The organism is Dermatophilus congolensis, from assembly GCF_900447215.1.
Classification (GTDB): domain Bacteria; phylum Actinomycetota; class Actinomycetes; order Actinomycetales; family Dermatophilaceae; genus Dermatophilus; species Dermatophilus congolensis_A.
In genome coordinates this window covers 248629-271160 of record NZ_UFYA01000001.1, presented here as the reverse complement: position 1 = coordinate 271160, position 22532 = coordinate 248629, and the positions used below count along the sequence as shown (strand labels likewise).

Here is a 22532-nt window from a genome sequence, read left to right as displayed (position 1 = left end):
AGGTAGTGCGACGAACACCCTCTGTCGAGGAGCTCGTCGAGGGGATTTGTGCGGGCCGGCGTACGACGTTGGCCCGCGCGATCACCTTGGTGGAGTCGAGTAAGCCTGCGCATCAGGCTCAGGCGCGTGAGTTGTTGCGGGCGGTGCGTCCGTACACAGGTTCAGCGATCCGTCTCGGCATTTCGGGTGTTCCTGGGGTGGGCAAGTCGACGTTTATTAATACGTTCGGGTTATTTTTGATTGATCAAGGCTATCGGGTGGGTGTGGTTGCGGTTGATCCCTCGAGTCAGCGTACGGGTGGGTCGATTTTGGGTGACCGGACGCGGATGGCTGATCTTGCGGTTCGGGAGGAGGCGTTTATTAGGCCTTCGCCTTCGGGTGGTCATTTGGGTGGGGTGGCTCGGGCTACGCGTGAGTCGATGTTGTTGTTGGAGGCTGCTGGGTATGACGTGATCATTGTTGAGACGGTGGGTGTTGGGCAGTCTGAGGTTGCGGTGGCTGACATGGTGGATACGTTTTTGATGTTGTGTTTGGCGCGCACGGGTGATCAGTTGCAAGGGATTAAGCGCGGCATTTTGGAGTTGGCTGACGTCATCACGATGAATAAGTCCGATGGTGATGAGATGAAGGCCAAGCAGGCTGCTCGGGAGTTATCTGGTGCGTTGCGGTTAATGCGTACTGACCGGTCGATTCCGCCGCCGTTGGTGATGACGAGTTCGGGTTTGACTGGTGTGGGGCTGGAGGACGTGTGGTCTGCGGTGTTGAAGCATCGGGAGCGTTTGGAGAAGTTGGGCCGCTTGGAGGAGCGGCGGGTGCAGCAGCAGCGCGATTGGATGTGGACGATGGCGCAGGAGGAGGTGCGTCAGTTGTTGCGTCGTGGTGAGGGTGTGGCACAGGTGCGTGATGAGGTTGAGGAGGCAGTTTCAGCAGGGACGTTGAGTGCGGTTGAGGGGGCGGCGCGGTTGTTGCAGGCGTTTGCGCAGGATCCGCAGTTGTCTCGGTGGGGTGCTGAGGGTTTGGGCTTGGATGGTTCTGCTGCTGGGTAGTGCTGGCTGAGTTGGTGTGTTTAGTTTCTGCGGGGTGGTTGTCGCAGGTGTAGTTCCCATAGGTCGAGTTCGACGAGGTAGTCGGGGCCGAGTTCTTCTGCGATGGCCAGGACGAGGTCTTCTGCTGTTTCGGCGTAGTGGGTGGCTAGGTGGGGTGCTTGCCATCCTGTTTGGGGGTTCATATGTTGGTGGAATTGTGCGCTCCAGGCTTCGATGCGGGCGTTGATTTCGGAGCTGAAGCTGCCTACGCCGTATTCGGTGACGAAGTCGGCGTCGTCAGCGACCCAAATAGGCCAGTTGAGGCCGTAGTCGTTCATGAGTAGGACGCGTACGGGTTGGCGGGTTTCGGGGGGTTGGACGACGGTGATGCCTGCGCGGCCGAGGTGGCTGAGTTGTACGGTGACGGTGACTGCGCCGCTGACGTCTTTAACGCGGCGCCCGAGCCATTGTCCGAGTGCTTCGTAGTCGGTGATGCGTGCGCGGGGTAACCAGCCTTTGTCTGGGTGCCATTGGGTGTTCCATAGTTCGGCCCAGTCGCGGAGGCGGTCGCTGATGTCATCGGGGACACCGAGGTCTTCAGGTTCGGCGGGTTCGCCGTCGAGCCATACCGGTGAGGTATGTCCGGTGACGGTGGTGAGCCAGATGCCGGTCATTTCTTCGGCGCAGACGGGGGTGGTGTCTATTTCTTCTGGTTTTTCTGGTTCGTTGTTGGGGTGTGGTTCGGGTTCGTTGGGGTCGGTTTCTGGGGTGCGGGGGGTGAGGTATATCTCGATGGCTGGGGTGGTGGATGGTGGGGTGGGGGTTTCTTCTGTGGGGGTGGGCTGGGGTGGCTGGATGATGGGGGTGGTTTCGCGTAGGAGGTTGAGGGCGCGGAGGAATTCGACTTCGCTGCCTGCTCCGGTGTTGGTGTCTTTTTCGGTGGCGAAGCCTTCGGCCATGACGTCGTAGACGTCGTGGGGGTGGGCGCGGCGGTGTTCGCGCTGTCGTGACCGGTGGAGTGGCGTCTTGTCAGAGTCCATGAGCCCTGCCCTCTTTCGAGTTGACCTGAGTTCATCTTCCCGTATTTAGGTCCGTGGGGGCAGGTACCGACATCCGGTGCGGTGCGTTGGTTGTTTAGTGGGAGGAGAGCTGGGCGATTTTTGCGGCGAGTTCTTCGGAGGTGAGTAGGCCTTTAGCGTGCAGGTCGGCCAGGACTGCCATGAGAACTACTTCGTCGGTGTTGGCGTTTTGGGCGATGATTTCGTCGGCGGTTTGGGGTGTGGGGGTGGTGTTTTCGGTGGGTTTAGGTGTGTCGGGGTGTGCTTTTTGGGCTTCGGTGCGTGGTTCGGGGTGGAAGACGCTTTTGCCGCCGGGGCCTGCGGGGCGGCTGACGCCGAGGATGGCATTGGGGCAGCGAATGAGGATGCCGTCGACGATGCGGTCGGCGTCGCGGCGGCTCATTTTTCGTACGGCGATGCGCCCGGCGTCAGTGAGGATCCCTAGGCCGTCATGGATGCGGGGGGCATAGTCGACGGCTTTGATGTCTGGGAGGTTGACTGCGCGCATGCGGAAGGCGGAGATGTCGTCGCGTAGCGCCATGACGCGTTGGTTGGTGAGGACGAGTACGGCGTTGCCGGAGGCGAATTGGCATCCGACCATGTCTACTACTGTTTCGCCGTCTTCGAGGCTTTCGTGCAGGTCTCGGATGGCCGTACGGGTGCCGAAGGTGACTTCCATACGTGCCAACGCTTCGGCGATGTCACCGCGCAGCTCGTTCATGCTTTCTCATACGGACGAATGCTTGGCGATCTGAGTGTCTTTGGTGAATCAGGTGGAGTTGATTGCTGATAGTTGGCTCTGGGGTGGTTAGGAGCCGATGGGCCAGGTGAGTCGGGTGGTGATGCCGCCTTCGACGGGAGGTTGAGGGTGGGGGTCGTGGTCTTCCCAGGAGTCTTTGGGGCGGTAGCCGAGGTCCAGGAGGGTGTTGGTGATGTCCCAGCGGCGGTTGTTGTTGTTGGAGATGGCGTAGTAGAGGCCGAAGGTGGTGGTGGTTTCGATGGCGCAGCGGAAGATTTGTTCGGTGTCGTCTGGGGAGAGCCACATGGCGTGGAGGAGGTCTTCGTCGGTGGTGGTGGGGTCTGGCACGGACCACCCGATGCGTAGTGCGATGAAGTCCAGGCCGTATTCGTCGTGGTAGAAGCGCCCGAGGGTTTCACCGAAGATTTTTGAGACGCCGTAGAGGGAGTCGGCGCGTGGGAGGGTGTGGGGACCGGTGGGCCATTGGGAGTAGCGGTCGTACATGCCCAGGGCGTGGTTGGAGGAGGCGTAGACGATGCGGCGTACTGCGCTGTTTCGTGCGGCTTCGAGGATGTTGCGGGTGCCGATGATGTTTGCGTTGAGGACTTCGTCCCAGGTGGATTCTGGGGATGATGCGCCGGCGAGGTGGATGACTGTGTCGATGCCGGTCATGAGGTTGAGGGTTTGGTTGTAGTCGGTGAGGTCGGCTTTGGCGAGGGTGTGTTGTTGTTCGTCGTTTTTGGGGGTGCGGCCGTGTTGGGTGATTTTGTAGTCGGTGCGGAGGCGTTGGGTCAGTAGTAGGCCGATTCCGCCGGTGGCGCCGGTGATGAGCAGGTGTCGGGGGGTGGTGGGGTTCATGGTGTCAGTGTTTCGTGGATGAGTCGGGGTGGCCAGGGCATTTGGGGTGGTGTCGGGTCGCACAATGGGTGTGTGTCTGATGTGATGGGTTCTTTTTCTGGGGGTGTGGGTTCTGGTGTGCCTGCGGATTGGGTGGCTTTGGTGGTGGGGCCTTCGGCTGCGCAGGCGTGGGGGGCTCCGTCGGTGCCGCGGGTGGCGGTGGTGGGTGCGGGTGTGTGTGAGGTGGTGGATGTGGATCGTGTTGGGGCGGTGGTGGCTGCAGTGGAGCGGGGACGTCCGCGGTGGGTGTGGTGGGAGGCTGCTGAGGTGGCTGGGGTGTTGGCTCGTTCGGGGGTGTGTCCGGGGCGGGTGTGGGATGTTGCGCAGGCGCATCGGTTGATTCATGGAGGGTGGGAGGCTGGGCCTGGGGTGGCGTGGGCGGTGGCGCATGGGTTGTCGTTGGAGGGGGTTGAGGCGCCTGCGGGGGATGATTTGTTGGGTTTGATGGGTGGGGGTGGTGATGCGGTGGATGTGGTTTCTGATGCGGGGTATTTGCTTCCGGCTGCGGTTGGGGGGACGTGGGCGGTTGATGATGCCCGGTTGGTGCAGGTGGCCGGTGCGGTGTTGGAGTGTGCGCGGGCACAGGCACAGTTGGCTGGGGAGTTGGGGCCTCGGTTGGTGAGCACGGTGTATTCGGAGTCTGCTGCGGCGGTGGTGTGTGTTGAGTTGGAGCGGGTTGGGGTGCCGGTGGATCGGGGGGCGTTGTTGTCGGTGATTGAGCCGTTGTCGGGGGATACGGCGGCGTTGGATGCGTCGGTGTTGGACCTTGTGCCTGATGCGGGGCGTGTGGATTTGCGTAATCCGTTGCAGGTGCGGGGTTTGTTGGCGGGGGTGGGGATTGATGTTCCGGATACGCGTAAGTGGACGTTGGAGGCGTTTCGGCAGGTGCATCCGGTGGTACCTGCGTTGTTGAGGTGGCGGGCCGATGAGCGGATTCGTACGACGTATGGGATGCGTTGGTTGGCTGAGCATGTAGGTGAGGATGATCGGCTTCGGGGGCGGTGGCATCCGTGTGATGGGGGTGCGGGCAGGATGACTGCTGAGGCTGGGTTGCACAGTATTCCGGCGGTTTTGCGTTCGGGGGTGGCTGCGTGTGAGGGGTGGGTGTTGGTGCGGGCTGATTTGGGTCAGGTGGAGCCGCGGGTTTTGGCTGCGGTTTCTGGGGATCGGGCGATGGCTGCGGCGACTGCTGCTGATGATTTGTATGCAGGGGTGGCTCGGCAGTTGGGGGTGGACCGTCCGCATGCGAAGGTGGCGATGTTGGCGGCGATGTACGGGCAGCGTACGGGTACTGCGGCGCAGGCGTTGCGCGGGTTGGAGCGGGCGTTTCCGCGGGCTATGGGTGTGTTGGATTGGGCGCAGCAGGTGGGGGTGGCTGGTGGTGAGTTTCGTACGTTTGGGGGGCGTTTGATTCCGACGGGGCGGTTGTCGCCGGGGGGTGATCAGGCGAGGGTGTTAGGGCGGGGTCGGTTTGCTCGGAATGCGATTATTCAGGGGGCTGCTGCTGAGTTGTTTAAAGCGTGGGTGGCGACGGTGCGTGCTGTGTTGCCGTCGTTGGGTGGGGAGATTGTGATGTGTTTGCACGATGAGTTGTTGGTGCATGTGCCGCAGGAATGTGCTGGTGATGCGGTGGCTTTGGTGGATCAGGCGTTGGTGGATGCGACGCGGCGGTGGACTGGTGGTGCGCCGGTGCGTTTTGTGTCGGATACGCAGGTGGTGCGGCGGTGGAGTGAGGCCAAGGGGTGAGGGTATGGGTGAGGGCGGGTGTGGTGTCACCCGCCCTCGTGCGTTGTGGTGTGTGGTTTTAGCTGATGAGTTCTTTTTTGGCTTTGCGAGCTTTTTTGGCGGCGTGTTTTTGTGCTTTCTTTGCGCTCTTTTTGACGCCGCGTCCTGCGGAGAAGAGTGAGTCTAGGAGCAGGGAGCCTGCGATTCCGGTGAGGAAGACGTCTTTGGCGATGGCGGTTCCTTCTTGGGTGGGGCGGATGCCATCGACGGTCAAGCCAGGGGTGTTGCGGTACATGTTGAGTAGTCCGCCGCTGAAGGCACCGAGGGCTAGTCCTGCTGCCCAGTTGGGGACAACGGGAAGGATGAGGGCGGCTCCGAGGGCGGTTTCTCCGTAGGAGAGTGCTTTGCCAAAGGTGTCGGCAGGGACGTCTTTAAGCTGGGGGACACCGTTAGCGCCCATGTCGCGGAGGTTTTCGTAGGCGTCGGTGGGTAGGTTCCGTTTGCCAAGTCCGGAGTTGAGGATGAATAGGCCGGCAGCCAGCCTGGCTGGAGCAAGAACAAGGCTCATGGTTCCTCCTGGTGGTGTGCAGCGGCGCTGGTGGGGGTTGTAGGTGCCGCGGGTGTGCGCACTTTATGTGCGTGGTGTTTCAGCTGCCCCGGTGGGAACAGTTGATCTATTCCCACCATGTCATGAGTCGGTCGTGCTGGCACGGTAAGACACTGTTATCTGTGCACAGTGTTCGTTGTGGGAGGGTGTTTGCGCAGCGTGTTGCAGCATTGGATGCATGTGTACATATGGGGCAGGGGGCAAGCAGCGCTGTTCCATGTCTGTGGATCATGGCCTCTCGTCTACGCGCCTTATGCCTTCGTTGCGGTTCACTTTCAGTGAGAGCTTTTCGTGCCTGTGGTGAAGAGGTGTGGGCGCGTCTTCACCACGTAGCTGGCCCCTGATTCCCCTTGTCTCGTGCTCCCATAGTGGAAGCACGAGACAAACTTTTTGCTCCCACAAATACTCCCAGAAAACAGCTGCAGGCCAGAGCTGAATGCTCTGACCTGCAGCTGTTTGGAGCTGGCGAGGGGACTTGAACCCCTAACCCCCTGTTTACAAGACAGGTGCGCTACCGATTGCGCCACGCCAGCAGTCTCCCCATTGGGAGAGCACATGCGCCATCATAGCGGTCTTGTTCCTGAGCGCCGAATCGAGCGCTGCATGCCTGGTTCTCAGCCGCTACAACATGGAACCAGGCATGCAAACTTCTCTCGACACGACAAGTAGCGGGTGCTGTGCACAGCACCCGCTACTTGTACTACACCAAACGGTTTGCCATTCCCCCGAGCGATCCCCCTACACAGGTGAGGCCGTGTCGTCGGATCGGATAACCGAGTTAGCCTCGGTTAAAAGGACCCATTCACTCAGACGCGGGCCTGAATGTAGTGAGACAGGACGTTGATGGTGCCCTTCGTGAAGTACGAAAGGCCGGTGCGCTTGGCACCAATGAGGTTCTCGACAGCGCGAACCGTGTTCGGCCCGATGACACCGTCAGCAGCAACTCCTGCCTTACGCTGCAGCGCCTTGATACCGGACTTGGTGAGGAAGTGGTGACGGTCCATGCCGAGCCACGTGTAGAAGTCACGGGTGTCAGCGCGGTTCAGCCATGCAGACTGCACGCCAGCCGTGGAACCAGTGGGCTTGACGCCCTTCTTGGAAGGAGCGTTCGTCACACCCTTGCCAGCGCTGGCGCCACCGGAAGAAGCCAACCCGTTAGCGCGGGTCAGACCTGCTTTGCGGGAGCAGACCGGCCAAGCACCGGGGCCCTGCATGCGGAGCAGGTTCTGGGCAACAGCAATCTGCTGCGCTTTGGTGGCCTTGTGGGGCATGGAGGCGTACTTGGTACCACCAGCGGCTTTCCAGCTGCTCTTGGAGAACTGCAGACCACCGTAGTAGCCGTTACCGGAAGCAATGCTCCAGTTGCCACCAGACTCACAGGCCGCAACACGGTCCCACACGTCGCCAGCGGCGTGAGCCGAAGACGAGGACGTGGTGACACCTGCAGCAGTAGCCGCACCGGCAACCGCGACGACACCCGCGAGCCGAGCAGCCATCTTGGGCTTGCGCGGAGCAGCATGTTTAGGAACGTAAGACAAAGTTTTTTTCCTCTCCTGACGAGCGCCTACGGGGTTAGCTGTCGGGTTCGGGCGCCAGGTGCCCGGGCGAAATGCTCGCCTTTACCCCCAGGCCACTGGAGCGTGACCGCCGTTCCGATCATGGTGACCGGAACATATGGTTCCCCCGCCTTCGTCTGGTCCGGGTAGGTCCCGGATCACGTGCCCGCCGACGAAGTTCAGCGCTCAGGCACGTGCGCTCAATGGTCATGCGATTGGTGACGTTGCTGCCAACGACTTTGTTGGAGCAGCAACGGCTGCGACTCTAGGTCACGACTCGATAACGAGCAAGGAAATGGGTCACCCACGGCGCGGCGCATCCCAGCTGCCATACCGCAGTAAACACGGGCGCGTTAATAACACAGAAACCCGAAAGCGAAGGTCGTAGGCTCAAGTCGAACGAAACCTGGGATTACGTTCGACTTCACCACCACCGGAAAAATGTGTCCGAAATCACATTATCTAACGGTGACCAGTTCACTCGGATACCGCTGGCCTGTAACCGTAGGGTGAGGTAAAGCACCACGATGACCAGCACCGACGTGAAAATCGTTACACCCTTACGCCCCGGTGTCGCTGCCCGCACAATCAGACGCGTGCCCCGACGCAATCCCGCACCACCTGCACCCCACCACGCAACCATGACACCAATTGCCGCGCCCGCAGCCAAAGCAACCTCGCCGAAAGGATCCACAGAGGACTTACCAAACAGATACATCAACCCCGACGTACCAAACATTCCCGCCACAGCAATGACCGTCACCGGCACAACTGCAAGCAACGTCACAACAGTCGCAGACACAATCCGCAACGGCGCAAGCATCACAGCACCGAAAACATCCATGCTGCTAGGCCCCTTCTCCAACCGCCGATCCCGTACACCCCGCACCGACTCATACGTCGTCCGAGCGACAACACCCCACAGCGTGCACAACACCAAAGTCCACACCGGGAAAGACGCAGCCAACGCCATCACAAGCAATCCCAGCCCAGCCAGCGCCGGAGTCAAAGACTTACGCACCTGCGGTTGCGAAGCCTGTTGCACAGCGGTACCGCCACGCACCTGAGCAAACTTCCCTTGCGGCCTGATCGCATCACTCCACCCAGCGAACTTCTCCTTAGCCCGCTCAACATAACCACCAACACCAGCTTCCTGACCGCCCTTGACTGGAGCAGACGAAGCAACCTGCCCAATACCTCTGGTCTCAGACATCGAATGCGGCTGATCGGGCACCATCAAACGGGAAAACGGGCGCCCATCGGCTCCAGCGGAAGACAACGCACGCTTGCCCCAAGAGTTCTGGAACATGCCGATCTCTTCATCAGTTTCAGCCTTACCCGCAGGCGGAGCACCAAACCCCGTATACCCGCCGCTAGTGCTCAGACGCGCCGTGGCAGCTTGCTCTCCAGAAGGAGCCACCGCTGGCATAGTTCGAGTCTCAATCCGTGGGTGAGCCGCCGTAGCCGCCATCCCTGAATCAGTTGACAACTGCTCTGTTCGCCCATCCCCCACAGGTGCTTGCGCCGCCGGGAATCGCGCCGTAGCCGCCCCCATCGACAACTGCTCCGTAGCACCCGAAACAGCAGACAAACGCCCTGTCGCCCCAGCACTCAACTGCTGCGTTGCACCAGAATCAACGGCCAACTGCTGCGTCACCACCAAGGCGTCGCCAGCCACAGGGCCCGTTCCATCTGAACGCGCCTCTTCCAACAACCACAACAACGTATGCGGTTCAGGACGCTGCTCCCGATCCGGAACCAACGCAGAACGCAACATATCCGCCACCGAACTAGGCACGCCCTCCAAATCAGGTCGTCCCGTATGCACCCGCGACAACACCGCATCCAACGGACCACGCCCAAACGGCGGCCGACCAGTCAACGCATACGTCAACGTCGCAGCCCACGCCCACCAGTCCGAATCCGCCGCAACGACCTCACCACTAAGCACCTCCGGAGGCAAATACCCCGGCGTGCCCATCACCACGCCCGCCTGCGTCAACCGACAATCATCAGCAGCCTGCGCAATACCAAAGTCAATAACAACAGGGTCATCCCCTTCCATCAGCACATTCGTCGGCTTCAAATCACGATGCACCACCCCCGCAGCGTGAATCGCATCCAACGCCTCACCCAAACCACGACCAAGAACACGCACCTCAGCCAACGACAACGGCCCAGACTCACGCACCCGCTGATCCAACGACAACCCCGGCACATACCGCGTCACCAAATACGGAGTCTCACCATCCAAATCCGCATCCACCAGCGGAGCCACCCGAGGATCATCAATCCGCTGCAACGAAGAAAACTCACGCCGCAACCTCGCCCGCGCCGAACCATCAGCAGCGATATGCGGTTGCAAAACCTTCACCGCGACCCCGCGACCCCCCGCATCCGTGCCGAGATACACGATGCCCATCCCACCGGAACCCAACTCGTGATGCAGCGTGTACGAGCCCAGCAGACGCGGGAAATCCGCTTCACCCATCTTCGCCATACCGGCCCGATCGCTCATCCGTACTCCTCATATCTCATGAACAGAAAAAGCCACTGCTCCACCACCCACTAACCCCGATCACAACGTGACCCACCCTAGGAACGAACAAGCCACACGAATCGTTCTTCGTCTTCCCCTCGCCGATCGGCCTCCATCGATCCTAGGATGGTCCAGATCGCTACGTGCACCAGAAGCCCCCACACACCCACACAGTCCCGCACGAAGCGACAACGCGATTGACACAGGAGTCACGATGCCCGAAACCACACCCACCTTCGACTTCGTCATCGCGGCTAACCGGCTCCCCGTAGACAGCCACACCGAACCAGACGGAACTCACTCCTGGAAACGCAGCCCCGGTGGCCTGGTTACCGCCATGGACTCCGTCATGCGTAACCGCTCCGGAGCCTGGGTCGGCTGGGCCGGAGACCCAGGAGAAGCACCCGCACCCTTCGAAGACGAAGGAATGCATCTACACCCCATCGCCCTATCCGCAGAAGAAGTCAAGGCCTACTACGAAGGCTTCTCCAACGACACGCTCTGGCCTATCTATCACGACGTCATCGTCCCCGCCCAATTCCACCGATCCTGGTGGCACGCATACCAACGAGTCAACCGCAGATTCGCCGACGAAATCGCCACCGTCGCTGCCCCCAAAGCCACCATCTGGGTCCACGACTACCAACTCCAACTCGTCCCAGCCCTCCTGCGCGCACAACGCCCCGACCTACGCATCGGCTGGTTCAACCACATCCCCTTCCCTCCACTCGAACTCTTCAGCCAACTACCCTGGCGACGCAACATCCTCGAAGGACTCGCATCCGCTGACTTCCTCGGCTTCCAACGCCCCGCCGACGCCAGCAACTTCCTCCACGCCGCCAAATGGGCCGGAAACATGACCGTCAAAGGCGACACCGTCACCATCGGCAGTGGCTCCCCCCACACCGGACACACAGCACGCGCCGCCGCCCTACCCATCTCCATCGACTTCGAAAACTACGACGACCTCGCCCGCCGCCCCTCCGTGGTCAAACGAGCAAAAGAAATCCGCGAAGAACTCGGCAACCCCGACACAATCCTCCTGGGCGTGGACCGCCTCGACTACACCAAAGGCATCCGCCACCGCCTCAAGGCCTACCAAGAGCTCCTCACCGACGGACGACTCGAAGTCCCCGGAACTACCCTCATCCAAGTCGCCGTCCCCTCCCGCGAGCGCGTCCAGGCCTACCAACACCTCCGCGACCAAGTCGAACTCAACGTCGGCCAAGTCAACGGCGAATTCTCCGACGTCACCCACACCGCCCTGCAATACCTCCACCAATCCATGGACCGCGAAGAACTCGCTGCCATGTACCGCGCCGCCGACATCATGCTCGTCACCCCCCTACGCGATGGCATGAACCTCGTCGCCAAGGAATACGTCGCCTGCCGTCCCGACCACGGCGGCGCCCTCGTGCTCTCCGAATTCACCGGCGCAGCCATAGAGCTCAACGCCGCCTACATTCACAACCCCCACGACATCCAAGGCCTCAAAGACACCATCATCCGAGCCATCCATGCCCCCAGCGAAGACAACCGCAAACGCATGCGCACCCTACGCCGAAAAGTCCGCGACAACTCCGTCCAAAAATGGGCCGAAGCCTTCCTCACCGCCCTGGAGATCGCCCCCGCCAAACCCAGCCCCCGCCGCAACCGCAAAACCACCACGCCATGACCACCCTCACCCCCCAAATCACCGCACTCCTAGCCCGCGCAGCCACCGCCGAGCACCTCATCGTCGCCAGCGACTTCGACGGCACCCTAGCTTTCTTCCATGACGACCCCATGGCCGTGCGCCCCCTAGCGGGAACTATCGAAGCCCTGCAACACCTCGCTTGCCTACCTCACACAACCAGCGCACTGGTATCCGGACGCGACCTTGCCACCCTGACCCACCTCACCGGCAACCCCCACAACATCACCCTCATCGCCAGCCACGGCGCCCAAAGCAACAACCCCCGCATCGCGGATGAGGCGCCCTTGACCGACACCCAACAAGCCGCCCTGGCCCACCTCAACCACCTCGCTCACACACTCAAACAGCGCTACCCCGGCATCACCATCGAAAACAAATCTGCCGCCGTAGTCATCCACGTACGACAACTGCCCCCAGAACAACGAAAAGAAGCAATCGACGCCGCCATCACCACCATCCGTACCCACACCAACCTCGAACCCCTCCTAGGCAAAAACGTCGTCGAAACCGCCGTCCTACACGCCACCAAAGGTGGCGCCCTAACCACCCTGGCCTCCCTGACCCACCCTCAAACTGCCCTCGTCTATTTCGGGGACGATCTCACCGACGAAACCGTCTTCGAAACCTTTCAAGACCCCCAAACGTCATTCACATTCAAAGTCGGTGACGGCCCCACATCCGCCACCACACGCCTACCTGACCCCCACTACGTCCTTGCGGCACTTACCTGCCTGACCCACCTACGCACCCAACACACCCAACACACATAACCTCACAAGAAACACCAGCACCACAGCACTTCCCCCAAGCCCGCAGCGCACAAACCACCAAAACGCCACAACATCAGGCAACAATGGAAACAGACGGCCCCACGATCAAGACCGTCACAAAGGACGCAATGTCGCGTTCAAGAAAGGTGATCACGAGCTGATGGCAAGCGTGACGTTCGATGCTGCGACCCGCGTGTACCCGGGCAGCGAACATCCCTCCGTAGATGCCGTGACCTTCAACATCGCCGACGGAGAATTTCTTTCCCTCCTCGGCCCACACGGCGCCGGAAAATCCACCGCACTGCGCATGCTCGCCGGACTCGAAGAAGTCACCGCCGGCCGCATCCTCCTGGACGGCCAGGACATCGACACCATCCCGCCCCACGACCGCGACGTCGCCATGGCATTCCAGAACTACGCCCTTTACCCCCACATGAGCGTCGCCGACAACATGGGATTCGCCCTACGTGTGGCCGGTATACCCGCCAAAGAAATCGACCGACGAGTCCGCCACGCAGCCGAAATCCTCAACCTCACCGACCAGCTCAACGCACTGCCCGACCAGCTCAACGGCCACGGAGCACGCCAACTCGTCGCCCTAGGCCGCGCCGTCGTCCGCGAACCACGCGTCTTCATGATGGACGACCCCCTCGCCAATCTCGACGCCGACCTACGCCTAGACACCGGCCACCACATCGCCGAACTCCAACAACGCCTCGGCATCACCACACTCTTTGCCACCTCATCCCCCACCGAAGCCGAAGCCTTCGGTAACCGCATCGCCGTCCTCAACCACGGACGCCTTGAACAAATCGGTCCACCCGAAGACATCATCAACACACCCGCCTCCATCTTCGTAGCCCTCTACGCAGCCCCCGAACCCATGAACCTGTTCTTAGCTCCCATCAACGGCAACCACGCCACCCTGGGCAGCTCCACCATCCCCATCCCCGACCACATCCGCCACTACCTCACCGACACCATCGTGCTCGGTGCCCGCCCTGGCCACACCACCATCAGCCCCGACAACACCGGCTGCCCTACTCACATCGACACCATCACCCCCGCCCCACCCCACGGCGCCATCACCCGCTACACAGCCACCGCCACCATGCGCGAACACCTCGATACCACCATCCCCGCCCTCAACCGCATCGACCACGACCTCGCCGACACCGACACAAGCCTGCCCATACCCCCACTACGAGCACTCATTCCCACCGAGCACAATCTCTCCCAAGGCGACCTGGTCCACCTCGCACCCGACCCCAACCACATTCACTTCTTCAATCCGCACACAGGCCAACGCCTCGGGCCGTGACTCCACGCCCCGAAAGTGCCAGCATGGCCCTGTGGCCCTGAGCATCACAACAACTGAACCCACCCCAGAGCTTCTCGACCTCCCCTGGGACACCGCCCTAGCGGACTGGCCAACCAGCCGCTTCGCCGCCCTCCCCCGCGGAATCTCCCGCCACGTCGTGCGATTCGTCAACGTTGGCCCCCGCATCATCGCTCTCAAAGAAATCAAAGCCGAACTTGCCCGCGGCGAGTACACCATGCTCCGCAACCTCCAACGCCTCGATCAACCCTGCGTGACTCCCCTGGGCGTCGTCGATGGACGCACCACCGCTACTGGTCACCCTCTCGACGCTGTCCTCATCACTGAACACCTCCAGTTTTCCCTGCCGTACCGCGCTCTCTTTAGCCGAAAACTGCAACCCGACACAGCAGAACGCCTCATCGGTGCCCTAACAGTCCTACTTGTGCGACTCCACCTCGCCGGATTCTGGTGGGGAGACGTCTCCCTCTCTAACACCCTGTTCCGCCGCGACGCCGACGACTTCAGCGCCTACCTCGTCGACGCCGAAACCGGACAGCTCTTTCCCCAGCTCACTGAAGGCCAGCGCCGCCATGACCTGGACATCGCCCACGTCAACATCGCCGGCGAACTCATGGACCTCATCGCCGGAGGCCTGCTCAGTCCAGACCTAGACCCTATCGCCACATCAGAACAAGTTATCTCCAGATACCACAGCCTCTGGAACGAACTGACCGCATCCGAAGCCCTCACCACCGGTGAAACATGGCGAATGGAAGAGCGTATCCGCCGCCTCAACCTTCTGGGTTACAACGTCGACGAGCTCTCGGTCACCAGGGAAGGCAACGGAGAAACAATCCAAATCACCCCGAAAGTAGTCGACGCAGGATACAGCCACCGGCGCCTCATGCGACTGACCGGGCTCGACGTCCAAGAAAACCAAGCACGGCGACTCCTGTCCGATATGGACACATACCGTGCTTCTCTATCCCCCAACATTCTGGAATCAGTCGCAGCCCACGAATGGCTCGTTAACGTCTACGAACCGGTCACAGCCAACATTCCCTCAAACATGGCTGCCAAGCTCGAACCTGCGCAGGTATTCCACGAAGTGCTCGAACACCGCTGGTACCTTTCCGAACGCGCCGGGTACGACGTATCCGTGCAGTGGGCATTCGCTGACTACTTGAGCCAGGTTCTGCCCAGCAAACCCGATGAGAAAGCAATCGTTGGGGTCAACACCACCGCGATACCCATCATCGTGACCAACAATGCAGCAGACGGCGCCACCGGCACACACACCGAATGACGCCGTCAAGCTAAAGCCTCAGCGACGCACCGCCGCCCGCGTTGCTGCTACCTGGTAAAGAGTAATTCCCGCAGCAACAGAGGCATTCAATGATTCCATCTCGCCGCTCATCGGAATATCAACAACTTGATCGCACGTCTCACGTACCAAGCGCGACATGCCCTTGCCTTCTGAACCAACAACCACCACCAAAGGCGTATCAGCTAGCTGCAGGTCAGGAAGGCCCACATCGCCATCCATATCCAGCCCAATAACGAAATACCCCGCTTTGCGGAACTGTTCAAGGGTGCGTGTCAGGTTTGTCACCGAGGCAACTGGCACGCGCGCAGCAGCACCCGCAGAGGTTTTCCACGCTGCCGCGGTCATCGTCACAGAGCGGCGTTCAGGTAACACGATGCCGTGCGCACCGAATGCTGCTGCGGATCGGATGATGGCACCCAAGTTACGGGTATCAGTAATCCCATCGAGCGCCACCACCAGCGGCACGCCCGCAGGACGATCAAAAGGATCTTCCGGATGAATCAACGACTCGATGTCGGCATACTTGTAGGCCTTCATCTTGGCTGCGATGCCCTGATGAACTGTGGAATCAGTAATGCGTTCCATCTCGCCGCGAGGCGCGTCAAGAACGGGGATGCCTTTTTCTGTCGCCAGAGCGACAGCTTCGCGCAGCCGTGGCTCATCTACCTTGCCAGAGATATACAAGGTGATGATAGGCATGTCCTCGCGCAGCGCCTCAAGAACAGCGTTGCGGCCCATGATGACGTCATCGCTGTCACGGTGAGGACGTTTACCTGGCGCAGCAGTGCGAGTTTTAGCGCGAGTCAGTGCAGCTTGTTTGGCTTTGTAGGCCTTGTGATACGGACGATCCTCAGCTTTGGGTGTTGGACCTTTGCCTTCAAGCCCTTTACGCCGTTGTCCGCCAGAACCGACAACCATGCCTTTTTTACTGCCGGGTTTGCGGACTGCTCCTCGTTTGCGGGAGTTACCAGTTCCTGCCATTACGCACCTGCCTTTGCCAGGGTCCAACGAGCACCGGACGGGGTGTCCTCGACGACCACACCAAGGCTGGTGAGGGTGTCTCGGATGGCGTCGGCGGTGGCGAAGTCCTTGTTTTTCCGCGCGGTCGCGCGGGCTTGAAGTTGAGCACGGATGAGTCCGTCGAGGACATCCATCGCGTGTTGCTCGGAGGAGCCGCTCTTATCCCATTGTGAGTCCAGCGGGTTGATGCCGAGGATTGTGGTCATCGTGCCGACAGCAATGGCTGCTTGGTGAGCAGCAGCGGTATCGCCTTTATCCAGAGCGGCGTTGCCTGCGCGGAGGGTGTCGTGAACGACTGCGAGTGCGCCGGGCACGTTGAGGTCATCGTTCATAGCTGCGGCGAACGCATCAGGTACAGCAAGGTGATCTGGCGTGTGGATGTCAACGCCGGTGCGAAGAACCAGCGCGGCTGCTTCGAGGTCAGGAATGGTTTCGATGCAGCGGTTCAGGAATCCGGTGATGCGCTCGGCTGCGGAGGCAGCTTCCTCCAAAGATGTGGGGTAGTACTCGATAGTGGATCGGTATTGGGAAGCGCCGAGGTAGTAGCGGACGGCCAGTGGCGCGGCTTGGGTGGTGATCTGGGCGATGGTCATGCCATTCCCCAGGGATTTGCTCATTTTTTCCCCGCCGGCAGTGAGCCAGCCATTGTGCATCCAGTACTGCGCGAATCCGTAACCTGCTGCGCGGGATTGAGCTTGTTCGTTTTCGTGATGGGGGAAGCGCAGGTCCACCCCTCCACCGTGAATGTCGAAGGCGTCACCGAGGTATTTGCGTGCCATGGCGGAGCATTCGAGATGCCATCCGGGGCGCCCGCGCCCATAAGGGGTGGGCCAGGATGCGGTTTCAGGCTCGCCTTGTTTGAAACCTTTCCAGAGCGCAAAGTCTCGGGGGTCGCGTTTTCCTCGTGGGTCGACGTCTTCAGCCGCAGACATGTCTTCGACCTTTTGGCGGGTGAGCGCCCCGTACTCGGGGTAGCTACGAACATCGAAGTAAACATCGCCGGAGCCATCTTCGGCCGGGTAGGCGTGGCCGAGTTCGATAAGGCGTTCCATCAGTTCGACCATCTCAGGGATGTGACCGGTGGCGCGTGGTTCGTACGTGGCGTCGATGACCCCGAGAGTGCGCAGCGCGTCAGAGGTTTCGCGTTCGTGTGCGTAACTCCATGCCCACCAGGGGCGGTTATTCTCGGCGGATTTGCGAAGGATTTTGTCGTCGATGTCAGTGACGTTGCGCACGAGGGTGACGTCGTAGCCATGTCCCCAGGCAAGCCAACGGCGCAGGATATCGAATCCTACGGCGAAGCGTAGGTGCCCGATGTGGGGAGTCCCCTGAGTGGTGAGGCCACAAATGTAGATGCCGACTTTGCCTGGTGTGAGCGGGACGAAGTCTCGCTGGGTACGGGTGGCGGTGTCGTAGAGGCGCAATGTCACGTACCCAGCGTAACGAATGGTGTCCGTGCGGTTTCCCGCGACGGACACCATTCGTGGACTGGTCAGTGACCGCGGGCGCGCCACTGCGGCAGATGGGGTGCTTCATCTCCGATGGTGGTGGTTTCTCCGTGCCCGGTGAGAACGAGAGTTTCACTGGGCAAAGTCAGCAGTGATCCCGTGATGGATTCAAGGATGGTGTCAAAGTCGCTGAAGGATCGACCCGTAGCACCGGGGCCACCGTTAAAGAGGGTGTCACCAGAGAAGACGGCTGCCAGCTGCGGAATATGCAAGCAGACGCTGCCGGGTGAGTGGCCAGGAGTATGCAGGACCCGCAGTTCGAGGACTCCCCCAGCAGCTAGGGGAAGGTCAATGGTCTGCCCTGCGTTAAGTGATTTGTCTGCGGGGCGAGGTTGGATTTCTTCGTAGAGAAAGTTGTCCTCGGGGTGCAGATAGATGGGCGCGAGGGTCGCATCGGCAAGCGCGGTAACAGCGCTGTGATGGTCATCGTGGCCATGGGTCAACAGGATCGCTTCGACCCTGCGGCCGTCGATGGCTTCAAGAATGGGGTCTGCGTCGTGGGCGGCATCGATGACAATGACAGTTTTCTCGTCGCCGATGATGTAGACGTTGTTATCGACTTCCCAGGTGCCCCCATCGAGACTGAAGGTGCCGTGGGTGACGACGGAGCTGATGGTAACGCCGGGGATTGTTCCTGGTGTGGCAATAGTGTTCACAGGATCACCACCGATCGGAGAACGTCGCCTGCGGCCATTTTGTCGAAGGCTTCATTAACGGAGTCAAGAGAGATTTTTTCGCTGACAAAGGTGTCAAGGTCGATGCGTTTCTGTAGATGAAGATCAATGAGCATAGGGAAATCTCGGCTGGGTAGGCAGTCTCCGTACCAGGCGGGTGAAATGGATCCGCCTGCACCGTAGAGCTGGTCAAGAGGGACGGTGGTTTTCTGGCCAGGTTGAGGTACGCCGACCATGATGAGTCGGCCAGCGAGGTCACGAGAAGCGAGTGCTTGTTCCCACGTGTCAGCGCGGCCGGTGGCTTCGATGACGACGTCGGCACCGAAACCGTCAGTGGCATCTTTGATGGCTTGGATGGGGTCGATTTTTTTGCTGTTGATGGTGTGTGTGGCGCCAAATTCCTTGGCTTTATCGAGTTTACGGTCGTCGATGTCGACAGCGATGACCGTGGTAGCGCCAGCGATGAGGGCTCCCATGATGGCGGCATCGCCTACGCCACCGCATCCGTACACAGCGACGCTTTCACCGCGTTTAATTTTGGCGGTGTTCATGGCTGCTCCGGCGCCAGCCATGATGCCGCATCCGACCAGTCCTGCGGCGGCAGGGGTCACTGCGGGGTTAACTTTGGTGCACTGTCCAGCAGCGACGAGTGTTTTTTCCGCGAATGCGCCAATTCCTAGGGCTGGCTCAAGTTCGGTGCCATCTTCGAGCGTCATTTTTTGGGTGGCATTGGCAGTGTTGAAGCAGTACCAAGGTTCTCCGCGTTTGCAGGCTCGGCACTGGTCACCGCAGATAGCTCGCCAGTTAAGGATCACGAAATCACCGACCTGGAGGTCGTTGACGTCTTCACCGATTGCTTCAACAATGCCTGCTGCTTCATGCCCCAGGAGGTAGGGGAAGTTATCTCCAACTCCTCCGGCAACGTAGTTGTGGTCGGTGTGACAGACGCCGCATGCCTGAATTTTCACGACGGCTTCACCGGGGCCTGGGTCAGGGACCACGATGGTGGTGAGTTCAACGGGTGCGTCTTTGGAGCGGGCGATAACGCCGTTGACGATGCTGGGCACGAAACCTCCTAGATCGCTTCCGCGCGCCGCGATTGGCGTGTGGGTGTTCGCGTTTGGTCTGTACATCCAGCCTAGCTATGTCTACCTGGGAGTCAGTTGTACTGGCCCTCGCCACAAGCGCTGAAAGCCAGATCGGTATCCATGGCAGGCTTTTTGTGAGTCAGATCACGCTCATTTGCCGCAGTGAGTGACTGCACTTTTCCAGTATGCGGAATTGTCAGTTCTGCGGTACAACAACCGCTGTAGCTATGGCGGCTACTCCTTCGCCGCGTCCGGTCAACCCCAATCCGTCTGTGGTGGTTCCTGCGACCGAAACGGGGGCACCGCAGGCGGCGGAAAGAACCTGTTCGGCTTCAGCACGTCGCTTTCCCACTTTGGGGCGGTTACCAACAACTTGCACAGACACATTCCCAATCACATATCCGGCTTCGCGAACAAGTCGGGCTGCTTCTGTAAGAAGAACTACGCCGGAGGCACCTGACCACTGTGGCTGGCCCGTTCCAAAGTGGGTCCCAAGATCACCGATTCCCGCAGCGGAAAACAACGCGTCACAACACGCATGTGCAGCAACATCAGCATCAGAGTGACCGTCGAGGGCCAGTTCTCCTGGCCATGCCAATCCGGCAACCCATAAAGTACGCCCAGAATCTTCAGATGCATTGGCGTGCACATCCACTCCGTGACCAATGCGAGGCATCACTAGCGCAGGTGATTGCTGAGGCTGAACAGTGGGATTCATTTTGCTCGATAAAGCAGAAGCTAAAGCAGTAATACGTTCAAGGTCGGCAGGGGTGGTGATCTTATCTGCTTGCGGGTGGCCTGGAATGACACGAACAGACTCGCCAAGACGTTCCACCAAGGATGCATCATCGGTGACCTCTTGATCTATCACTTCACGGTGGGCCCGAACAAGCACATCGGTTCGGAATCCTTGCGGAGTTTGCACGGCTCGCAAACTCGCACGCGCCGGGGTCACAGTAACAATGTCGTCACTATCGACGTATTTAATCGTGTCACTAACCGCAAGGCCTGGGATCACTGCCGCATCACCGGCACTAACAGCCGCAATAACATTTTCAAATAAAGTAACCGGCGCCAACGCACGAGCCGCATCATGCACAAGAACAATATCGGCGCCGACCTTTTCCACCTCAGCAAGTCCACGCGCCACGGAGTCACTGCGCTGGGCTCCACCTGGAACCACCACAACAGCTGGTGCCTGGGCAGTAGACATGCCTGAGGCGGTTACCCCATCACGGGCAACCGCCTCAGCAACATCCATATGTGTGGCCGGTGCGACCACAACAATCGTGCTCACTGCACTCACCTGGACTACACGCTCCATTGCCCATGAGAGCAACGGGCGGCCAGCCATTTCGACCAGTGCTTTCGGGCGGTCAGCACCCAGCCGGGAACCAGCACCAGCAGCAACCACGATCACAGCAACACGCATGCCCATGATCTTGCCAAACATCATGCGCACACGGCCGCGCGGGGCGAGCGAAACCGACTTCAGCCGGTCATGGTTTTCAGGAGGTAAGAACCTCGTCAAGCATGCTTTCGGCGTGCTCTTCGTCCGTCTTCTCAGCCAAAGCCAGTTCAGAGACAAGAATCTGGCGAGCCTTAGCAAGCATGCGTTTCTCCCCAGCAGACAATCCCTTGCCGTGCTCACGGCGCCACAGGTCACGAACAACCTCGGCAACACGATTCACATCGCCGGAAGCAAGTTTCTCTAGGTTGGCTTTGTACCGCCGAGACCAGTTTGCAGGCTCTTCACCTTGCGTTGAACGCAGCACCTCGAAAACGTGCTCTAGACCTTCTTGGCCCACAACGTCACGCACTCCCACCAAATCGCAATTCTCGGCAGGAACCTCAATGGTCAAGTCACCCTGGGCAACTTTAAGTACCAGATAAAGCCGTTCCTCACCTTTGATGGTGCGGGTTTTGATCTCTTCGATGAGCGCCGCACCGTGGTGCGGGTAAACAACTGTCTCGCCAACCTTGAAAGTCATATGCCCGTATTCCCCTTTCGCGACCTTAAGTCTATCACGCCACCACACACCTACAGTCGCTCATAAGCGCATTCATGCAGTTCAGAGCACATGAACCAACTTTGAATAAGCCTATAAACAAGGAATTGACACAGGTTTTACACCACAACGATCACAAATTTTCTCGCCTGTCCGATGCCAGCCAGTTACCCTGTGAAACGTGATGCGAACAACTCGAATCCCTGGTACGCCCGGCCAGAACGACACCCCCAACACCGATGCCACCGTCTCCCGGCGTCACCCGGGTCGAGTGCGTTCCCTCGCGGCAGCAGGACTCACCGGAATCGCCGCCCTAGCCCTGGCTGGATGCCAATGGACCTCACCCATCCAGACAGACAAGGCATACGCACCTGCCGACGGCGCTATGTTCGAAATGGGCGGCCTGCACCTACAAAACGTTGTCGTTGTCTCCGAAGGAAATGGCAAACCCGGCACAATCTCTGCCCTCGCCGTCAACAACACACAGCAGCCAGTCAAAGTCGGCTTCGCGAACCCGCAAGGGCAGCCTGGCCAGCAGTTCGACGTACCCGCAGGTGGCTCACTGCAATTCGGAGGCCAAAAAGAGGGCGCAGCTAGCGTCACTCTCCCCCAAGTTCCCACCACAGCTGGCGGCATGATGCCTCTGTCCGTCATCACCAGCGCTGGCCAAGACGTCGTCAACGCCCCTGTACTTCCCCCCACCGGTTACTACGCCTCCCTAAAACCCACCGCGCCAGCAACCTCCACCAGCCCCCCCTCAGGGACATCCACCCCCAGCGAATCATCCACTGACTCCGCGCGACCACACGGAACCAGCACCCCCACAGCAGAGTCAACCTCCACCCCCACAGCCACCACCGAGGATGACGAGCACACCGACCACGACCACAACTAATAACCCCACACACCTCAAGCGGGTGGTGGTGAGCGCCTAACAGCGCCTTACCACCACCCGCTTACGCATTCCCCGAAC

At 60.1% G+C, this 22532-nt stretch carries 19 protein-coding genes, 1 tRNA gene and 1 riboswitch; of the genes, 7 read left to right on the top strand and 13 right to left on the bottom strand.

The annotated features are described in order from the left end of the window. Window positions 1–5: 5 nt before the first annotated feature. The gene (gene meaB / locus DXZ77_RS01140) at window positions 6–1046 is read left to right on the top strand and encodes a methylmalonyl Co-A mutase-associated GTPase MeaB (protein WP_115029312.1); all 1041 of its coding nucleotides are present in this window, start codon (window positions 6–8) and stop codon (window positions 1044–1046) included. A 20-nt stretch (window positions 1047–1066) separates the two neighbouring features. On the opposite strand, the gene DXZ77_RS01135 is transcribed toward meaB, so the two are convergent. The 3 genes from DXZ77_RS01135 to DXZ77_RS01125 form a co-directional block, all read right to left on the bottom strand. After that, entirely contained in the window at window positions 1067–2065 is a 999-nt protein-coding gene (locus DXZ77_RS01135) for an immunity protein CdiI family protein (protein WP_115029310.1), read from the bottom strand. Window positions 2066–2159: 94 nt separating this feature from the next. Beyond that, the gene (locus DXZ77_RS01130; RefSeq protein WP_115029308.1) at window positions 2160–2804 is read right to left on the bottom strand and encodes a PH domain-containing protein; all 645 of its coding nucleotides are present in this window, start codon (window positions 2802–2804) and stop codon (window positions 2160–2162) included. Between the two features lie 87 nt (window positions 2805–2891). Continuing rightward, the gene (locus DXZ77_RS01125) at window positions 2892–3680 is read right to left on the bottom strand and encodes an NAD-dependent epimerase/dehydratase family protein (protein ID WP_115032359.1); all 789 of its coding nucleotides are present in this window, start codon (window positions 3678–3680) and stop codon (window positions 2892–2894) included. A 72-nt stretch (window positions 3681–3752) separates the two neighbouring features. Here DXZ77_RS01125 and DXZ77_RS01120 point away from each other — a divergent pair, with 72 nt between their 5' ends. After that, window positions 3753–5465: a DNA polymerase gene (locus DXZ77_RS01120; protein WP_258553061.1), complete on the top strand. Its 1713-nt coding sequence runs from the start codon at window positions 3753–3755 to the stop codon at window positions 5463–5465. 58 nt (window positions 5466–5523) lie between these two features. Here the strand turns inward: DXZ77_RS01120 and DXZ77_RS01115 are convergent, their stop codons facing one another. From DXZ77_RS01115 to DXZ77_RS01100, 4 genes are all read right to left on the bottom strand, one after another. Continuing rightward, complete coding sequence (locus tag DXZ77_RS01115) at window positions 5524–6012, bottom strand: hypothetical protein (protein ID WP_115029306.1); 489 nt, start codon at window positions 6010–6012, stop codon at window positions 5524–5526. Between the two features lie 496 nt (window positions 6013–6508). After that, window positions 6509–6584, bottom strand: a tRNA-Thr gene (locus DXZ77_RS01110). Between the two features lie 273 nt (window positions 6585–6857). Beyond that, window positions 6858–7589 (bottom strand): transglycosylase family protein, encoded by a 732-nt coding sequence (locus DXZ77_RS12565; protein WP_028327133.1) that lies wholly within the window; start codon window positions 7587–7589, stop codon window positions 6858–6860. Between the two features lie 8 nt (window positions 7590–7597). Continuing rightward, window positions 7598–7770: riboswitch (cyclic di-AMP (ydaO/yuaA leader) on the bottom strand. Window positions 7771–8031: 261 nt separating this feature from the next. After that, window positions 8032–10125, bottom strand: a complete 2094-nt coding sequence (locus DXZ77_RS01100; RefSeq protein WP_115029304.1) for a serine/threonine-protein kinase — start codon at window positions 10123–10125, stop codon at window positions 8032–8034. A gap of 235 nt (window positions 10126–10360) precedes the next feature. Here DXZ77_RS01100 and DXZ77_RS01095 point away from each other — a divergent pair, with 235 nt between their 5' ends. From DXZ77_RS01095 to DXZ77_RS01080, 4 genes are all read left to right on the top strand, one after another. Next, window positions 10361–11821: an alpha,alpha-trehalose-phosphate synthase (UDP-forming) gene (locus tag DXZ77_RS01095; protein ID WP_115029302.1), complete on the top strand. Its 1461-nt coding sequence runs from the start codon at window positions 10361–10363 to the stop codon at window positions 11819–11821. Next, window positions 11818–12612 carry a trehalose-phosphatase gene (gene otsB / locus DXZ77_RS01090; protein WP_181815985.1) on the top strand — a complete coding sequence of 265 codons (795 nt, stop codon included), beginning with the start codon at window positions 11818–11820 and terminating at the stop codon, window positions 12610–12612. The genes DXZ77_RS01095 and otsB overlap by 4 nt, the downstream gene beginning before the upstream one ends. A 160-nt stretch (window positions 12613–12772) precedes the next feature. Next, on the top strand, window positions 12773–13933 hold the full coding sequence (locus DXZ77_RS12290; RefSeq protein WP_115029298.1) for an ABC transporter ATP-binding protein: 1161 nt from the start codon (window positions 12773–12775) through the stop codon (window positions 13931–13933). A 31-nt stretch (window positions 13934–13964) separates the two neighbouring features. After that, window positions 13965–15239, top strand: a complete 1275-nt coding sequence (locus tag DXZ77_RS01080; protein ID WP_115029296.1) for a DUF4032 domain-containing protein — start codon at window positions 13965–13967, stop codon at window positions 15237–15239. A gap of 18 nt (window positions 15240–15257) precedes the next feature. Here the strand turns inward: DXZ77_RS01080 and rlmB are convergent, their stop codons facing one another. From rlmB to DXZ77_RS01050, 6 genes are all read right to left on the bottom strand, one after another. Next, entirely contained in the window at window positions 15258–16241 is a 984-nt protein-coding gene (rlmB, locus tag DXZ77_RS01075; protein WP_115029294.1) for a 23S rRNA (guanosine(2251)-2'-O)-methyltransferase RlmB, read from the bottom strand. Continuing rightward, complete coding sequence (cysS, locus tag DXZ77_RS01070) at window positions 16241–17710, bottom strand: cysteine--tRNA ligase (RefSeq protein WP_115029292.1); 1470 nt, start codon at window positions 17708–17710, stop codon at window positions 16241–16243. Before cysS ends, rlmB begins: the two co-directional genes overlap by 1 nt. 62 nt (window positions 17711–17772) lie before the next feature. Further along, window positions 17773–18444 carry an MBL fold metallo-hydrolase gene (locus DXZ77_RS01065; RefSeq protein ID WP_258553060.1) on the bottom strand — a complete coding sequence of 224 codons (672 nt, stop codon included), beginning with the start codon at window positions 18442–18444 and terminating at the stop codon, window positions 17773–17775. Next, window positions 18441–19529: an S-(hydroxymethyl)mycothiol dehydrogenase gene (locus DXZ77_RS01060; protein WP_115029290.1), complete on the bottom strand. Its 1089-nt coding sequence runs from the start codon at window positions 19527–19529 to the stop codon at window positions 18441–18443. Before DXZ77_RS01060 ends, DXZ77_RS01065 begins: the two co-directional genes overlap by 4 nt. Window positions 19530–19746: 217 nt before the next feature. After that, window positions 19747–20982, bottom strand: a complete 1236-nt coding sequence (gene ispD, locus DXZ77_RS01055; RefSeq protein ID WP_115032354.1) for a 2-C-methyl-D-erythritol 4-phosphate cytidylyltransferase — start codon at window positions 20980–20982, stop codon at window positions 19747–19749. Between the two features lie 76 nt (window positions 20983–21058). Beyond that, window positions 21059–21541 carry a CarD family transcriptional regulator gene (locus DXZ77_RS01050; protein WP_028327145.1) on the bottom strand — a complete coding sequence of 161 codons (483 nt, stop codon included), beginning with the start codon at window positions 21539–21541 and terminating at the stop codon, window positions 21059–21061. Window positions 21542–21740: 199 nt separating this feature from the next. Between DXZ77_RS01050 and DXZ77_RS01045 the strand changes: the two genes are divergently transcribed. Further along, window positions 21741–22454, top strand: a complete 714-nt coding sequence (locus DXZ77_RS01045; protein ID WP_147279142.1) for a hypothetical protein — start codon at window positions 21741–21743, stop codon at window positions 22452–22454. Window positions 22455–22532: the final 78 nt, after the last annotated feature.

What these genes read in the sequence shown, in the direction of transcription:
- DXZ77_RS01135 (WP_115029310.1), bottom strand. Translation starts at nt 2,065, where the DNA reads ATGGACTCTGACAAGACGCCACTCCACCGGTCACGACAGCGCGAACAC.
- DXZ77_RS01130 (WP_115029308.1), bottom strand. Translation starts at nt 2,804, where the DNA reads ATGAACGAGCTGCGCGGTGACATCGCCGAAGCGTTGGCACGTATGGAA.
- DXZ77_RS01125 (WP_115032359.1), bottom strand. Translation starts at nt 3,680, where the DNA reads ATGAACCCCACCACCCCCCGACACCTGCTCATCACCGGCGCCACCGGC.
- DXZ77_RS01115 (WP_115029306.1), bottom strand. Translation starts at nt 6,012, where the DNA reads ATGAGCCTTGTTCTTGCTCCAGCCAGGCTGGCTGCCGGCCTATTCATC.
- DXZ77_RS01100 (WP_115029304.1), bottom strand. Translation starts at nt 10,125, where the DNA reads ATGAGCGATCGGGCCGGTATGGCGAAGATGGGTGAAGCGGATTTCCCG.
- DXZ77_RS01095 (WP_115029302.1), top strand. Translation starts at nt 10,361, where the DNA reads ATGCCCGAAACCACACCCACCTTCGACTTCGTCATCGCGGCTAACCGG.
- otsB (WP_181815985.1), top strand. Translation starts at nt 11,818, where the DNA reads ATGACCACCCTCACCCCCCAAATCACCGCACTCCTAGCCCGCGCAGCC.
- DXZ77_RS12290 (WP_115029298.1), top strand. Translation starts at nt 12,773, where the DNA reads ATGGCAAGCGTGACGTTCGATGCTGCGACCCGCGTGTACCCGGGCAGC.
- rlmB (WP_115029294.1), bottom strand. Translation starts at nt 16,241, where the DNA reads ATGGCAGGAACTGGTAACTCCCGCAAACGAGGAGCAGTCCGCAAACCC.
- ispD (WP_115032354.1), bottom strand. Translation starts at nt 20,982, where the DNA reads ATGCGTGTTGCTGTGATCGTGGTTGCTGCTGGTGCTGGTTCCCGGCTG.
- DXZ77_RS01050 (WP_028327145.1), bottom strand. Translation starts at nt 21,541, where the DNA reads ATGACTTTCAAGGTTGGCGAGACAGTTGTTTACCCGCACCACGGTGCG.